Annotated in this window: 14 protein-coding genes and 1 pseudogene; 6 read left to right on the top strand and 9 right to left on the bottom strand. The window is 68.6% G+C overall.

Features of this window, described 5'->3' with window-relative positions; translation table 11 throughout:
* Positions 1–91: 91 nt before the first annotated feature.
* Positions 92–256, top strand: a complete 165-nt coding sequence (locus tag ACFXIV_RS23215; protein ID WP_379395857.1) for a hypothetical protein — start codon at positions 92–94, stop codon at positions 254–256.
* Positions 257–259: 3 nt separating this feature from the next.
* On the opposite strand, the gene ACFXIV_RS23210 is transcribed toward ACFXIV_RS23215, so the two are convergent.
* On the bottom strand, positions 260–1,117 hold the full coding sequence (locus ACFXIV_RS23210) for a phytanoyl-CoA dioxygenase family protein (protein WP_379395859.1): 858 nt from the start codon (positions 1,115–1,117) through the stop codon (positions 260–262).
* 42 nt (positions 1,118–1,159) lie between these two features.
* Here ACFXIV_RS23210 and ACFXIV_RS23205 point away from each other — a divergent pair, with 42 nt between their 5' ends.
* Together ACFXIV_RS23205 and ACFXIV_RS23200 are read left to right on the top strand one after the other, a co-directional pair.
* Positions 1,160–1,738, top strand: coding sequence for a TetR/AcrR family transcriptional regulator (locus ACFXIV_RS23205; protein ID WP_379395861.1), 579 nt, complete (start codon positions 1,160–1,162; stop codon positions 1,736–1,738).
* Between the two features lie 50 nt (positions 1,739–1,788).
* Positions 1,789–2,190, top strand: coding sequence for a nuclear transport factor 2 family protein (locus tag ACFXIV_RS23200; RefSeq protein ID WP_379395863.1), 402 nt, complete (start codon positions 1,789–1,791; stop codon positions 2,188–2,190).
* Between the two features lie 201 nt (positions 2,191–2,391).
* On the opposite strand, the gene ACFXIV_RS23195 is transcribed toward ACFXIV_RS23200, so the two are convergent.
* Entirely contained in the window at positions 2,392–3,111 is a 720-nt protein-coding gene (locus ACFXIV_RS23195) for a MerR family transcriptional regulator (RefSeq protein ID WP_379396451.1), read from the bottom strand.
* Positions 3,112–3,223: 112 nt separating this feature from the next.
* Here ACFXIV_RS23195 and ACFXIV_RS23190 point away from each other — a divergent pair, with 112 nt between their 5' ends.
* The gene (locus ACFXIV_RS23190; RefSeq protein WP_379395865.1) at positions 3,224–4,423 is read left to right on the top strand and encodes an erythromycin esterase family protein; all 1,200 of its coding nucleotides are present in this window, start codon (positions 3,224–3,226) and stop codon (positions 4,421–4,423) included.
* 27 nt (positions 4,424–4,450) lie between these two features.
* Here ACFXIV_RS23190 and ACFXIV_RS23185 read toward each other — a convergent pair whose 3' ends face one another.
* The 4 genes from ACFXIV_RS23185 to ACFXIV_RS23170 all read right to left on the bottom strand — a co-directional run bounded on the left by ACFXIV_RS23185 (position 4,451) and on the right by ACFXIV_RS23170 (position 9,023).
* Positions 4,451–5,572: a PLP-dependent cysteine synthase family protein gene (locus ACFXIV_RS23185; protein WP_379395867.1), complete on the bottom strand. Its 1,122-nt coding sequence runs from the start codon at positions 5,570–5,572 to the stop codon at positions 4,451–4,453.
* A gap of 17 nt (positions 5,573–5,589) precedes the next feature.
* Positions 5,590–5,895 carry a LysR substrate-binding domain-containing protein gene (locus ACFXIV_RS23180; protein WP_379421327.1) on the bottom strand — a complete coding sequence of 102 codons (306 nt, stop codon included), beginning with the start codon at positions 5,893–5,895 and terminating at the stop codon, positions 5,590–5,592.
* A gap of 13 nt (positions 5,896–5,908) precedes the next feature.
* A complete protein-coding gene (locus tag ACFXIV_RS23175) occupies positions 5,909–6,568 on the bottom strand; it encodes an arsenate reductase ArsC (protein ID WP_379395869.1) in 660 nt (219 codons plus the stop codon).
* Between the two features lie 247 nt (positions 6,569–6,815).
* Positions 6,816–9,023, bottom strand: a complete 2,208-nt coding sequence (locus ACFXIV_RS23170) for a hypothetical protein (protein ID WP_379395871.1) — start codon at positions 9,021–9,023, stop codon at positions 6,816–6,818.
* 203 nt (positions 9,024–9,226) lie between these two features.
* On the opposite strand from ACFXIV_RS23170, the gene ACFXIV_RS23165 reads away from it, so the two are divergent.
* A complete protein-coding gene (locus ACFXIV_RS23165; protein ID WP_379395873.1) occupies positions 9,227–9,715 on the top strand; it encodes a MarR family winged helix-turn-helix transcriptional regulator in 489 nt (162 codons plus the stop codon).
* Positions 9,716–9,771: 56 nt separating this feature from the next.
* Here ACFXIV_RS23165 and ACFXIV_RS23160 read toward each other — a convergent pair whose 3' ends face one another.
* Positions 9,772–10,542 (bottom strand): 2-phosphosulfolactate phosphatase, encoded by a 771-nt coding sequence (locus ACFXIV_RS23160; protein ID WP_379395875.1) that lies wholly within the window; start codon positions 10,540–10,542, stop codon positions 9,772–9,774.
* 98 nt (positions 10,543–10,640) lie between these two features.
* Here ACFXIV_RS23160 and ACFXIV_RS23155 point away from each other — a divergent pair.
* Positions 10,641–11,339, top strand: a pseudogene (locus ACFXIV_RS23155) (metallophosphoesterase); the annotation flags it as partial.
* A 56-nt stretch (positions 11,340–11,395) separates the two neighbouring features.
* On the opposite strand, the gene ACFXIV_RS23150 reads toward ACFXIV_RS23155, so the two are convergent.
* Together ACFXIV_RS23150 and ACFXIV_RS23145 are read right to left on the bottom strand one after the other, a co-directional pair.
* Positions 11,396–12,376: an AraC family transcriptional regulator gene (locus tag ACFXIV_RS23150; RefSeq protein ID WP_379395877.1), complete on the bottom strand. Its 981-nt coding sequence runs from the start codon at positions 12,374–12,376 to the stop codon at positions 11,396–11,398.
* A gap of 89 nt (positions 12,377–12,465) precedes the next feature.
* A complete protein-coding gene (locus ACFXIV_RS23145) occupies positions 12,466–14,034 on the bottom strand; it encodes a hypothetical protein (RefSeq protein ID WP_379395878.1) in 1,569 nt (522 codons plus the stop codon).
* Positions 14,035–14,091: the final 57 nt, after the last annotated feature.

Here is a 14,091-nt window from a genome sequence, read left to right as displayed (position 1 = left end):
AGTTATTGGATAGCAAGCAGCTACCCGCTCTTACCTCGTGAATTCTCATCTGTCGTCCCGGACGCTTTGACAGGGGTCAGGAGAGCAAGTCATGAAGACCGACGCCCCATTGAGTGAGCGGGTCATCGTCAAAATCGAACGGGTCGAGAATCGCTATCGGGTCTCGGTGACGCCGATCGATCGGCTGCAGTGGCGGGTGGGGTACGCGCCGGATATGAAAGCGGCCGTGCAGCTGGCCCGGGAACTGGCCGGCTGAGCACTACAGAGCGGGTGCCCCGGGTTCCAGGAGGCGCTTGGGGTGCATGCCGTCGACCTGTCCGATGAACGGCGGGTGGATGCTGTAGCCGAGCATTCGGCGAATATCCTCGGACACCGCGCGGACCGTATCGCGGGTCATGGAGAGCGTGAACGCCTCCTGGGGGCGCAGCCACGGTTCGCAGTACTGGGCGGTGAGCGCGAGGCGGGGATTCGGGGAGCGATTCGCGCCGCCGCCGTGCCACAGGGTGCCGACGAAGAATACGCAGCTACCTGCCGGCATCACCACCGGTTCGCGACGGTCGGATTCCCCGGGCAGGCGGTCGCCCCACAGGTGGCTGCCCGGAATGATGTCGGTCGCGCCGTTCTCGGCGGTGAAGTCGTCGATGGCCCAGATGGTGGCCGCCCCCAACCCCTTTCGCGGCCGCGGCAGCGGGTAGAAGCCGTCGTCGGTGTGCAGCATCTGCGCCTGCTCGCCGGGCAGGATGTTGATCACCTGCAGCATGGACAGCAGGTAGTTCGGCAGGAACAGCCGGTCCAGCAGGGCCAGCACCCGCGGGTGGTCGGCGATGCGGTCGCAGGCGCGAGTCTTGTTCAGCACGCTGTAGATGCGCTGTGTCGAGTGCCCCTCGAAATTGTTCCGGCCGATCCGGTCGAGCAGTGGCACAACACTTTCCCGGATCCGGTCGAGCTCGGCCGGAGTCAGCATGTCGTGCAGGATCACGTAGCCGTCCCGCTCGACGGCGGCCAGATCGGCCTCGACCACCGCCGGATCCACGCTCGCGCCGCTGCTCTGGCTGCGCCGGTAGGTTCCGGCCAGATCGCCGTCCAGATCGCGTAGCGATGTCACCTTCGCGCTCATCCCGCCATCCTTTACATAACTGAGTTCTGTTATTGTTCGACTGTGGCACGAGCACCGATCGGACGTCAACAACTACTCGACGCCGCCCGCGACGAACTGGTCCACGCCAACGGCACCCTGGAGCTGAGCGCGCTGACCCGCCGTACGGGCCTGAGCACCGGCGCGCTCTACCACCACTTCGGCTCCAAAGTCGGTCTGCTGGCGGCCATCTGGGACGACTTCTACGAGGGCCTGAGCCGGGCCATCGCCGACGACCGGCTTCCGGCCGACGGCGACTGGGCCACCCGCGAGCGCGCCCGCACCCACTGTTTCGTGGCCTTCCACTTCGAGCACCCGCTCGCGGCGCTGCTGCTCAACCGCGCGGCGCCCGATCCGGGCCTCACCGAGATCGAGGCCGTCTACATCCGCAATCTCGGCGACGCGGCCGCCACGAATATCCGCCGCGGCCAGGCCACCGGCGAGATCCCCGCCGATCTCGACCCCGACAGTGCGGGCGCGTATGTCATCGGCGGCCTGCGCCACGGCATCGCCCAGCAGCTGCGCGTGCACCCCCGTCCGCCCGTGGGCCTTGCCGCCGAACGCCTTTGGCGTCTCACCGCCGCGTCGCTGTCCCTGCCCTGATCCGGAAAACGACTGGCGATCGCGCCCGCGGCCGCGTATCACTGCGTGCTATGTCGATCTCCACGGCCGACCGGCTGGCCATTCACGAATTGCTCGCCCTGCACGGACATCTCAGCGATGCCGGCGCCTTCGACCGCTTCGGGGAGGTCTTCACCGAGGACATCGCCTACGACCTGACCGCCTACGGCGCGGGCGTGGTCACCGGCCGGGACGCCCTGCGCGAGATGGCGCTCCAACTGGGCGACGGCAACCCGCTGGGGCATCACGTCACCAATATCGTGGTGTCGCCCACCACATCCGATACCGTGCAGGCCCTGTCGAAGGGCCTCGCGGTCGCGACCGACGGCACCGCCGCCAGCGTCACCTACGAGGACATCGTCGTCCGCACCGCTTCCGGCTGGCGCATCAGCCATCGCCGCGTCGTCCCGCGCCGGCAACCCCTCCATCCCTGACGCTCCGGCAAACCCGAGGCGCTCGCTCCCCGAACCGCTTGGGATGTTTGCGCTTTGGTCCCGCCTCGATACCGAAACTGCCACCGCGGTGGCAGTTTCGGTATCGAGGCGGGCGAATCCGGCGGCACCCGGGTCCACTGGGCCGCGCCCCTGCCCTGACCCACCGCGGACGAGCGGATGCCCCCGTCGGGAACATGGCCGTCACCGATCCCGAATCGCCTCGGGGCCGCGCTGATCGAGCAGGGTGAGGTAGACGTCGAGTTGGGCTGCGCCGGTGAGGAGGTCTCGGCTGCGGGTGGTCAGGCGTTCTTGCCAGGCGTCGAGGAAGACGGTCAGAGCTGCTGTGCCGCCTGCGGTTCGGAGGGCGTCGAGGAATTGGGTGATCTGGGACAGCTGGTAGTTGCCACGGCGCAGTTGCCGGGCGATCTCGGCGTCGCGCACGCAGTCCGGGCCGTAGTGGCGGTAGCCGGTGGCGCGATCGCGGTCGGGATGCAGGATGCCTTCGGTTTCCCAGGTGCGCAGGGTTGCCGGGTGCAGGTCGAGGCGGCGGGCGAGTTCGCCCACGGTCAGCGGCCTGCGCGGGGTATCCGGCGGGGTCGGGGTGGACAGGCTGTGCAGGGCCCTCGCGACGTCGGCTCGGGTGGCGCGTTCGGTGTGCAGGGCGAGGTGGGTGGCGTCGATGAGCCGGTAGGCGGCTTCGGTGTCGCCCCGGTTGATTGCGCGCATGATGTCGGTGGCCGGCTGATGGCCGTGGCCACGGCGTAGCGCCAGGAAGGCGCGCAGGGCCTGGGCGTGCAGGGGTGTATAGAGCCGGTAGCCCGTGTCGCTGCGTTCGGTGGGCGGGAGGACGCCTGCCTCGTCGTAATTCCGGATGGCCTGTGCGGACAATCCGTGTTCCCGCGCGAGATCGATGGGTCGCAGATCGCACCTCCGTTTGAGGGTTCGAACACCTGACACCTGGTCACGTTCGGGCAAGTTTCACCCGAACCTTCAACGATAGTGTCGAAGGCAGTTCCTTCTGGAAGGGGTCTCCATGTCCACTGCCACCGCATTGCGGTCAATCGGCCGCCCGATCGACGATCCGGAAAACCTGGGCCGCGCCCTCGACGACCTGCTCGCCACCCGCACCGAACCGCCCGCCCTGTTCGCGCTCGGCGAACCGACACATGGCATCGCCGCATTCCCGCTGCTGCGCAACGACGTTCTCGGTCACCTCGTCGAACGGGGTTACCGGTCAATCGTTTTGGAGTCCGACTACTTCGCCGCGTCCATTGTCGACGACTATGTGTGCGGCGCGTCCACCGAGATCGACACCGTGCTCGCCACCGGGTTCAGCCACGGTTTCGGCGCGGTGCCGGGCAATCGCGAACTCGTCGAATGGCTCCGGGCGCACAACACCGCCCGCGCGCCCGAGGATCGGGTGCATTTCCACGGCTTCGATGCCCCGGTGGAATACGCCGGCGCCCCCGGCCCACGCCATGCTCTCGCCCGGGCCGCCGACTGCCTGCCGGCCGCCCTGCGTCCCGAATCAGCAAGCAAACTCGACGAATTGGCCGGCGAGGACGCCGACTGGACCAATCCGGCCGCCATGTCCGACCCGGCGGCATCCATCGGCAACTCCCCCCGAGCCCATGCCCTCCGCCTCCTCGCCGACGATCTCGCCGGCGCACTGCACCGCGCCTCCCCCGGCCCGCGCCCCGCCGACCCCGCCGCCCACAACCGAGCCGTGTCCTACGCCCGCACTGCCCAGGGCCTGCTCCGCTACCACGCCGCCATGGCCACCGACACTCCCGACCGCATCGACACCGTCCTCAGTGTCCGCGCCGAAATGATGGCCGACAATCTCCTCGCCATTGTCGCTCAGGAGCAACACCGGGGCCCGTCCCTGGTCTTCGCCCACAATGCCCACCTGAGCCCCGCCCAGGATGACGCCAAGAGCTGGGGGAATGCTGGTGCACTCGTCCACATGACGCTGGCGGACCGCTACCTGTTCGTGGCAACCGACGCCAGCCCCGACCCCGACCCGAACACCCTTCAGCACTCACTGGCGGCAGCCACACCCCACCGCACCCTCTTCCCAGCGCCCGCCCTGCGCGCCGCACTCTCCCCGTCCACCGGCACGAGCACACCGATTGTGCCCGGCCACATCCCGCTCACCCCCGCCGACCTGTCCGGCGCGGCCGCGGTCGTCTTCATCGCCGATACCGACGGAAAGCGCCATCAGTATTGGTAGGGGAACCGGCGGCAACGAACCGATGCATCAACGGGAGAGCTCACCCGTGAGCAGAAACTGTTCCAGCCGAACAGAATACGGCGTCGGATCGATGCCCTGTTCCGCGAGCCAGGCCTCGCTGTAGTACTTGTCGAGATAGCGTTCGCCCGGGTCGCAGAGGAGGGTGACGACGCTGCCCCGGTCGCCTCGGGCGAGCATGCCGGAGATGACGGCGAAGGCGGCCCAGACCCCGGTGCCGGTGGAGGCGCCGCAGCGGCGACCGAGCAGGCGCTGCAGGAGGTGGACGGTGGCGACCGAGGCGGCGTCGGGGACGCGGATCATGCGGTCGATGGCGTGCGGGAGGAAGCTGGGTTCGATGCGCTGGCGGCCGATGCCCTCGATGCGGGATCCCTTGGCGGAGGTTGTGTTTCGGTCGAGGGTGCGCCAGCCTTCCAGGAACGCCGAGTTTTCGGGGTCGGCGACGCAGATGCCGGTGTCGCGCTGGGTGTAGTGGACGTAGCGGGCCAGGGTGGCGGAGGTGCCGCCGGTACCCGCGGTGGCGACGATCCAGCTCGGCTCGGGATAACGCTCCTGTTCGAGCTGGCGGAAGATCGATTCGGCGATATTGTTGTTGCCCCGCCAGTCGGTGGCGCGCTCGGCGTAGGTGAACTGGTCCATGTAGTGGCCGCCCCGTTCCCGGGCGAGCCGGGCTGCGACCTCGTACACCTCGCTCGGGTCGTCGACGAGATGGCAGGCGCCGCCGTGGAATTCGATGAGGTCGATCTTGGACCGCACGGTGGAGCGCGCCATGACGGCGATGAACGGCACGCCGATCAGCTTGGCGAAGTACGCCTCCGACACCGCGGTGGATCCACTGGACGCCTCCACCACCGGGCGGCCGGGCCGCAGCCAGCCGTTGCACAGCGCGTACAGGAACAGCGACCGCGCCAGCCGATGCTTGAGACTGCCGGTGGGATGGGTGGATTCGTCCTTGAGGTAGAGGTCGATGCCCCATTCCGGCGGTAGCGGGATGGTGAGCAGGTGGGTGTCGGCGGAGCGGTTGCCGTCGGCCTGCACCTTGCGTACGGCCTCGCGCAGCCAGCTCCGGTACTCCGGGTCGGAGCGGTCGATGTCGGTCTCGTCGACCGTGTCGTCCTGGGTCACAGCCATCTCGGTGTCCTTCCGGTTCAGGCCCGCGAAGCGGAGCAGGGCACCTTCGACGCTAGCCGGGAATCAGGGTTTCCCAGTGTGACCCGGGGCGATATTTCCCAAGCATCTGTAATAGGGGGTGAAAGCCCCGCTAATGGCCCGGCGACCGCGCCCGGATTCTCGGTGGCATAGGCGATGTCCGGGTGGAATCCCGCGTCCGCGCAGGCATCGACGGGGTGTCCCCGGCACTGCGGGCAGCCGGCGATCCACGTCTCCTTCGCCAGTTCCGACAGCCGCATCGGGGTGGTGCGCGCGGTCCCCGCCAGGCGGTGCCCGGCCGGCAGCAGTGCCCGCAGGTCAGGCAGCCAGACCGAGGTTGGCGACCAGGCGGCGAACCCGGAGTTCGATCGCGTCGCGAATGCCGCGGATCTCCTCGATGCCCCCGCCGGCCGGATCGGGCAGGGGCCATTGCTCGAAGCGGTGCCCGGCGATGATCGGATCGGTGTCACCGCAGCCCATGTCGACGACCACGTCGGCGGCCCGCATCAGCTCATCGGCCCACGGCTTCGGGAATTCGTCGGCGATGTCGACCCCGCGCTCGGCCATGGCGGCGACAACGAGCGGATTGACCGCAGTGTTCGGCGCCGAGCCACACGACCACGCCGACGCCCGGTCCCCGGCCAGCCGGTTGAAGAATCCGAGCGCCATCTGCGAACGTCCCGCATTGTGCGTGCACACGAACACCACGGCCGGACCGGTGCGGATGGCGCGTCCCTCGACGCGGGCCAAGGCCGTCAACCGTTCTCGCGCGAACCGCTCGGCGACCCCGGCCAGTCGGGCGCGGTCGATGCCGATGGCGTCGAGGTGCGCGAAAGAGTTGTCGAGGATGCGTGTGACGGTGGTGGCGTCCACCACCGACCCGAATTCCGCCGTCAGCCGTTCCGAGGCCTCCTCCGGGATCATCCGGTCCGCATCAGCAGCGGTGGAAGGCAGGGCGGCGCCGGATGTCTCGTTCACGATCGCTCCCTCTGCACGTTGTTCAGCCTATCCCCGTCCTCTGGTCGCCGCTGGACCGCGAAACGCCACCAGCTCGCGGTGATAGGCAACCGCTACCGGTACGCAACCATCAAACCCCGGCCCGGCACCGCTCGTCGAACGGCTTCGCGCACAGCGAACATTCGGGCACAACGGGCAAGTGTGATCACGGCCACGCACCGGACATCGAGGCGAAACCGGTCACACCCGAGCACCCGCCACATGCCGATCAGACCAGGACCGGTATCAGCGGCTCGGTGAGCGGGTCGAAATCGTCTGCGAGCAGCCCAGTTTCGAGGTCGTCGTCTCGGCGCGCACGGCGGTACAGCCAATCCAGCAGGGCCAGTCCCAGGAATCCGGCCAGTGCGGTGGCGATGCCGATCTTCCAGCCCGGCGGACGCCAGGCGACCACCAGGTCGGCATCCCGGGTGCCCGGCGGGATATCCACGGCCACAAAGGTATTCGCGACCGGATGGAAACCGATGTCGTGGCCGTCGAGGGTGACGCGGTAGCCGGGCCACGCCAGGCGCGCGAAGACCAGGCGGCCACCGTCGGGCGAGGTGACGCGCAGGTGGCTGCTGACACTGTCGCGCCCGATCTGGGTGGCGGTGACATCGCGCGCGTCGGAGGGGCCGGGTGTGGTGGAGATCGGGCCGTTCTCGCGTTCGAGCACCCAGATGTAGCGCTCGTGGCCCGGATAGTCCACCCACTTCCAGCCCGGCGGCGCGGGCTGCTCGCCCGCATCGGGGTACTGGGCGCGTTGCAGCACAACGCGATCCACCTTCATCAGGTCGACATACGGTCGCCCCGTGGTGGGTTCGACGGCGAAGGCCGCGCCGAACGCGGCCGGGCAGGTGCTCCCGTCCCAGCCCATGCACAGCAGCCTGCTGAACTCCCGGTACCCGATCGGCGTGTAGGCGTTCACATAGTTCAGGCGCAGGTTCTTGGCGTAGTTGCCGAATGCCAGGGAACTCCAGGCCCCGGCGGCGCTCTGCTCGTCCGGCGGCACCAGGGCGCGGTCGGCGAGCTGGAGGGTGACGCCGTCGAAATGCGGGAAGGCCGCGGTCATCTGCGATCGCCGCTCCGGAAAGTGATACGACATGGGTGTGGGCGCTTGCAGGCGCACCTGACTGTAGGCGATGGGGAACATCGCCACGATCGCCAGCGCACCGGCCGCCGCCGGCCCGCGGGTGCGGATCAGCCACACGAACGCGGCGGTCAGGGCGGCCACCGCCGCCACTGCGATCAGATGCCGGACCACCAGATGCGGTGCGGCACAGAACGATCGGATGAACAGCAGTCCGAGCAGCACCGCCGCCGCCACGCCACGGCGCCGGACCCCGAAACGTCCGTGGCGGCTCAGCCACAGGCACACCAGCACCAGCGACCCGACCGCCAGCATGGGCAGGACCCGCGCGGGCCAGCGCAGCGGGCCGATCCGCCCCGGTCCGGCGGTCCACATCAGGAAGATGACCGCGAACAACACCGGTCCGGTGTATTCGCGCGCCGACCGCCGCACCGCACCCCAATCGATGAAGGCCAGCAACGGAATCAGGAACCAGGCGATGTAGACCATCGGCATCGGCTGCACGTATCCCCACCAGCCGGTGAACGCCGGAACCGTACTGGGCAGGCTGGCATTCAGCGACTCCGACCACGGCACGGTCAGGAAGTCCTCGGACAGAATGCGTTCGTTGCCACGCCAGGTGACCGGTGAGGACAGCATCCCCGGCAGATACGTCTCCAGCCCCACCGCCCCCGCGCAGGCCGCCACCGCCAGCAGCCGCAGCGCGGGCCGCCAGGTGCGCTGCCGCACCACCTCGCCGACCGCCACCGCGCCGATCATCAGCGCGGATTCGACTGCGGGAAAGACATATTGGACCGAGATGGCGAGGTAGAGGTACACGAAGACCGGTATCGGCCCGGTGGTCCAGCGCCGCTCGTCCGCCGGCGTGCGGGTGTACCGGATGGCGGAGGCCCACGCGTGCAGCATCCACGCGGTACCGGTCAGCGAGGTCGCCCAGCTGGCTTCGTCGAAGAACAGGAACCAGCCCGAGAGCGGAAAGGCGATGGCCGCCAGCGCCGCCCACGATCCGCGCGCCCCGTAGGCGAGGCACACCCGGAACACGCCGAGCGCCGCGATGATAGAGAAGATCAGCTTCACGATGGTCACGTAGAGCGCAAGATTGTCCACCGTCGGCGCGAACCAGTCGACCAGCAGCTGCGGCGGGTTGTAGAGACCCGCCTCCTCCATGGAGTAGTTGCCCGACATCCATTCCCACGGCACCAGCGCCGGGAAGCGCCCGTCGTGCAGATGCCGTCCCAGCATCACCCACATCGGGGCGTACTGCGATTCGGTGTCATCGGTATAGAAGTGGCGGGGATTGGCCAGCAGCACCGACGCATACCCCGCGACCACGCCGATCACCGTGACCATTCCCCACCGGCACCCGTCGGTTCGCAGACGGAGTGCAACACGATTTCCCACGATTCGGAGACCCTACCCGACACAAGCAGTATGCAACAGTTGCTATGTGCGTGAGTTCGATTCCATCACGAAGCCCATGCCGCTGCACACGCCCAAGGAGCAACCGGCAGGATAGGAGCAATCAGGCAGCGGCAGAACGTGTGGAGGTAGTGGTGGCGGCGAAGGACGCGGTGGCCGCGGAGTCGGTGGACGAGATCACCGATGCCCTGCTGGGCGCGTCGCGATTGCTCGTCGCGCTCTCGGCGCGCTCGCTGGCACTGGTCGACGACTCCATCACCATCCCGCAGTTCCGCACCCTGATGATCCTCTCGACCCGGGGGCCGTCGAAGGTCGTCACGCTGGCCACCGCACTGGATGTGCAGCCCTCGACCGCGGCCCGCATGGTGGACCGGCTCGTCGGCGCGGGACTGGTGGACCGCAAACCGAATCCGGACTCCCGCCGCGAGCTCATCATCGAATTGACCGGGCACGGACGCGAAGTCGTCGACGCAGTGACCGCGCACCGCCGCCGCGAGCTCGCCGCCGTCGTGGAGCAGATGCCCAAAGCCGACCGCTCCGGCCTGATCCGCGCCTTGACGACCTTCACCCGCGCCGGCGGCGAGACCCCGGCCGACCTCGATATCGACAGCTACCAACTCTGATCCGTCGGCGCGGCATTCTCTTCGGCCGCACGGAATCTCACCACGACGGGTAAGGGTCAGGCCGCAGCGTCGGCGAAGCTGTCGCCGCTCAGCACGGGAACCACTGCGCTGCTGTCGATCTCGACCGCGATCGCCACATCGTCGCCGAATCCGATGGCGGCCAGCTCCCGCCCGGAGGCGCAGTCACCGATCAACGCGGGCACGTCGGGGATGCCCGAGTAGCCGGCCCGCGCGGCCATCGACTCCGGCGACAAGGGCCCGGCTCCGTGCTCCGACAGTGCCGCGATGACCGCACCGGCGCCGAGCCAGTCCTCGATCGCGGGGCGCAGCACCTCCCGCCCCGGCCAGTGTTCACCGGCGGCGATCACCCCGACCGGCCGATCCCCGGTGCCCCAGCCCTGCTTCACGATCCACCGGCCCACCTCCGACGCGTTCCGCAGACAGGCCGCCACCACCGGAATCCCCTCGACGGCAGCGGAAATGGCCGACCCGTTCGGCGACGGCAGCACCAGCCGCTCCGGCGCGGGCGCCCGGCGCAGTGCGGCCGGGGACAGCGACCACGGATTCGCGGCGCTCATCGCACTGCGGCCGACGGCCAGCCGGGCATCCCGGGATACCGCGAAATCCGCCGCCGTGGAATCGCGTGCGGGATACGGGAACACCCGCGTCCCGGCCTCGGCGGCGACCGACACCGCGGTCGTGAACGACAGCACATCGATCACCACGAGCACCGCACAGCCCGGCCCGAGTGCCCGCGCACCGGTCAGCCCCCACTCGAATCGCACTCCGTACCCGTCCTGCCTCGACCATGCGGGCAGCTCCGACATTCCGATTCCCCTCTCCGTGTATGCCGTCCACATGGTTTTCGCTGTGGGTCAACCACGATTTCCGGCCAGTAGGAGTGGGCATTGTCGCATGGCGGGGGAACGACTGGTTCACCAGTAATGGCCGCTCCGCACGGAATCGGCCGTGGATGCCCGCGGCCGGCAATCACGAGAACGAGCTCGGCAACGGCCCGATCGGATATGGCGCCTTCCGAACCTATTTCACCGTCCCCGATTCCGGCGCCGAGGAGCAGTTCACCGGCCTCTGGTACGCCTTCACCGTCGCCGGCGCACGCATCATCGCGCTGGCCAATGACGACGTCTGCTATCAGAACGGCGGCGACATCTATGTGCGCGGCTATTCCTCGGGCGCCCAGCAACGCTGGCTCGAGGAGCAATTGCGCAGCGCCCGCGCCGATCGCGAGATCGACTGGGTCATCGTGGTGATGCACCAGACCGCCTTCTCCACCGCCATCTCCGACTTCAACGGCGCCGATCTCGGCATCCGCGAGAGCTGGCTGCCCCTCTTCGATCGATACCAGGTCGACCTGGTGCTCTGCGGGCACGAACACCACTACGAACGCACCTATCCCGTGCGCGGCACCAGCGGGCCGGGCGCACTCACCCCGGTCCCCACCGACACCGGCCACGGCCCGTACGACACCTCGAAAGGCACCGTGCACCTGGTGATCGGCGGTGGCGGCACCGCGGCCCCCAGCACCGCCTACTACGCCCTGGTGGGTCCCCGCAGCGAACCCACCCCGGTCGACACCTTCACCCTCACCCGACCCCGTCCCTGATCAGGAACCGGGATTCGAGCGCAGGTCCGGTGAGGGCTCCCCAATCCTGTTGTGGCTCAGCGCGTGCGGTTGCGGGGCCCGAGCTGGTCGCGGAATTGGCCCGGGGTGAGCCCGGTTTCCTCGCGGAACGCCCGGTAGAAGTGGCGGTCCGTCGCGAAACCGGACGCGGCGGCGACGGCGGCCAGGGATCGGGAGGGGTCTGCGCGGATGAGGCGGCGGGCATGGGCGATCCGGGTGCGGCGGACGATCCCGCCCGGCTCGCCGAAGCCCTCGCAGACCCGGTACAGCGTGCGCCGCGAGATCAGGCAGGCATGCGCGATCTCGTCGACCGTGAGGTCCGAGTTCGTGAAGTTCTTGCGGATGTAGGCCAGCACCTGCTGCCGCGTGTAGAGCGAATCCGATGGGCCGGGCGAACTTTCGCCGTTCGCCAGCAGCAACGCCGACGCCATCATGCCGGCGGCGTCGCTGCCGAAGACGGTGACCGCACGCGCGATGTCGTCGGGCGGTAGCTCGGCCAGATTGCGGAAGAAGCCGGCGACCACGCCCAGCGCCCCCGTGGCGGGGACGGCGGTGGCGGTGGGTAGCTGGTCGCGGGTGAGGCCGGAGTGCTCGAGCACCAGCTGCAGCGGGGCGCGTACCAGCGTCGACAGGCAATTGTCGGTGGTGCGGCTCTCCAGCGGCACGCCGCTGTCGAAGAACGAGATGGTGCCGGGCTTGCATTCGGCCGTCTGGCCATGCTGCTCGGTCCAATTCGTTCCTTCGAGCACGATATTCACCAGTAAGAACTCACCGGTCGACTGTGCCACCATCTTTTTTGTCCGCAATGCCCGTTGCGCGCTGGCCTGCATGCGCGACACCGCGAATCCGTCGAATTGAGTTGTGGCGACTTGTCCGTGCCAGTGACCTGTGCGCAATGGCTCGATCACCGACGGTGCGACCGCATCCGCCATCAGGGCTTCCCACTGCTCGAACGCCTGACGTGGCGAAAGGGTCGAGGACGACGAGATCTCGACAGCGCCGAAAACGGCTTGCTCCACGTCGGTAATCTTCCCACCACATATCCCTCAGCAACCACGTTTCGAACGAGTTCCGTCCGTGGTTGGTGACCAAGGTCCCCACCATGGCCTCACCGCAGCGGTGAACCGCTCATGAGCAGGGCGGTCAATGTATACAGACGCTCGATTCTAAGCGGCGATCCGAGATCTTTGTAGTGCCACAATGGAGTTCGCGTCGAATCGGCCGTCGCGGCGTCATAGCAATCGGCAAGGAAAATGTGAGACCGGCGCAATGCAAGGGCCACCGAACGCTCGGCCGACGGGTTCGCACAGACGCACAGCGCGTGCACCGCGCAGGCCGTCTCCTCCGTGGTGGGATGCCATACGCCCCAGGATCCGCCCGGCCGCTGGGTCGCGAGCAACCAGGCGATCGCCCGGGCTACCGCCAGCAAGGCATCGGCGGAGAACTCCGATTCGATCGCGCGAACCAGCGCCATGGCCGCGGCGGCGGTCGGCGGATACGGAGAGGCGACTGTCCGGTCGTCCCAATGACCGTCCAGTTCTTGGGTTTCGACGAGCAGGCGCACCGCGGCGACCTGTCTGTCACGGTACGAATCGCACCCCGCCCGCCGCGCCACCGTGGTCAGTGCCTCGAGGAGATGGGCGGTGACCAGTGGCGATGCCGCGCCGGAAGAACGCAGCAGGCAGCGGGGATCCACCGGATCGTCCCAGGAGTTCAAGGTGAAGACGGCCTTCGCCGTGTCGTCCGCGTGCGGGGGCAGGCCGGGGGCGAACGCCATACCTTCCACGCCGAGGGCCGACCGCAGCGAGGCGCTCAACGAGGCGGTGAACCCGGCCGGCAACGGGAAGCCGAGGCGTGCGAAAAGCGCTGCCGCCGTCGCCCGTTCGAAATTGACCGCGGGCGCGAGCACCGGCCACAGGCCCTGTCGGCGGATGCCCTCGCGGCAGAGATACCGCTCGGCTCCGGCGAATTCGGCGCCGCGCCACCCGAGGGCCGTCGCGGTCAGCACCGGCGAGCACGCGACCGCACCGTCATGGGCGTGCGGGTCGACTGTCCAGCCCCGAGGCGGGGCATCGAGCAGTTCGAGGGGGACATCGCGCCAGGCGGCACGATCACCGGCCGCGGCGCGGGCCCGCAGGCGTGCCCAATGTTCGGCATTGGCCTGCTGGAACATTCGGGCCACGCGCAGGGGCGAGCGGTAGTGATCGTCGGCATCGGACACCTTCGCGAGTCGTTCCAGCAGTGCCGGAATCGTGCACTCGATCGCCTCGAGACTGGGCAGTCGTTCTGGAAGAAAGACTTCCGGATCGGTGAAGAGGAACTCGCTCCCCCGCCGCGCCGCGCCGCGCACCCACTCGCGATCGATCGGCGCGTCCGCGGCGAGCCCCCGCAGCGCGCACACCACCGCCAGCGTGGGCAGCACCCGATACCGCGCCGGGGCGTGCGGACTCCCCCAGCTGCCGTCGCCGTTCTGGGTGCGCGCCAACGCATTCAGCCCCAGCCGCGCCGGCGTCGCGGGCAGCACTCGGGGTGTTTGCCACAGCCGTCCGACCACGCCGGCCGTAGCGTAGGGCGACCCACTGATCATGCCGTCGGGATCCTCGTCGACGACCCTGATCAACTGCCACAACGACATCAGGGCGTGCTTGCGGACCGCGGCGGTGGATTCCTCGTACACGATGACTCGCAGGGGTTTGCGGACCAGACGGGAACCCCTTCACCGTACCTCCGGCAG

The sequence above is a fragment of the Nocardia sp. NPDC059236 genome (assembly GCF_042754085.1).
GTDB lineage: Bacteria > Actinomycetota > Actinomycetes > Mycobacteriales > Mycobacteriaceae > Nocardia.
The sequence above is the reverse complement of the archived record's forward strand: the minus strand, read 5'-3'. Positions and strand labels throughout refer to the sequence as shown.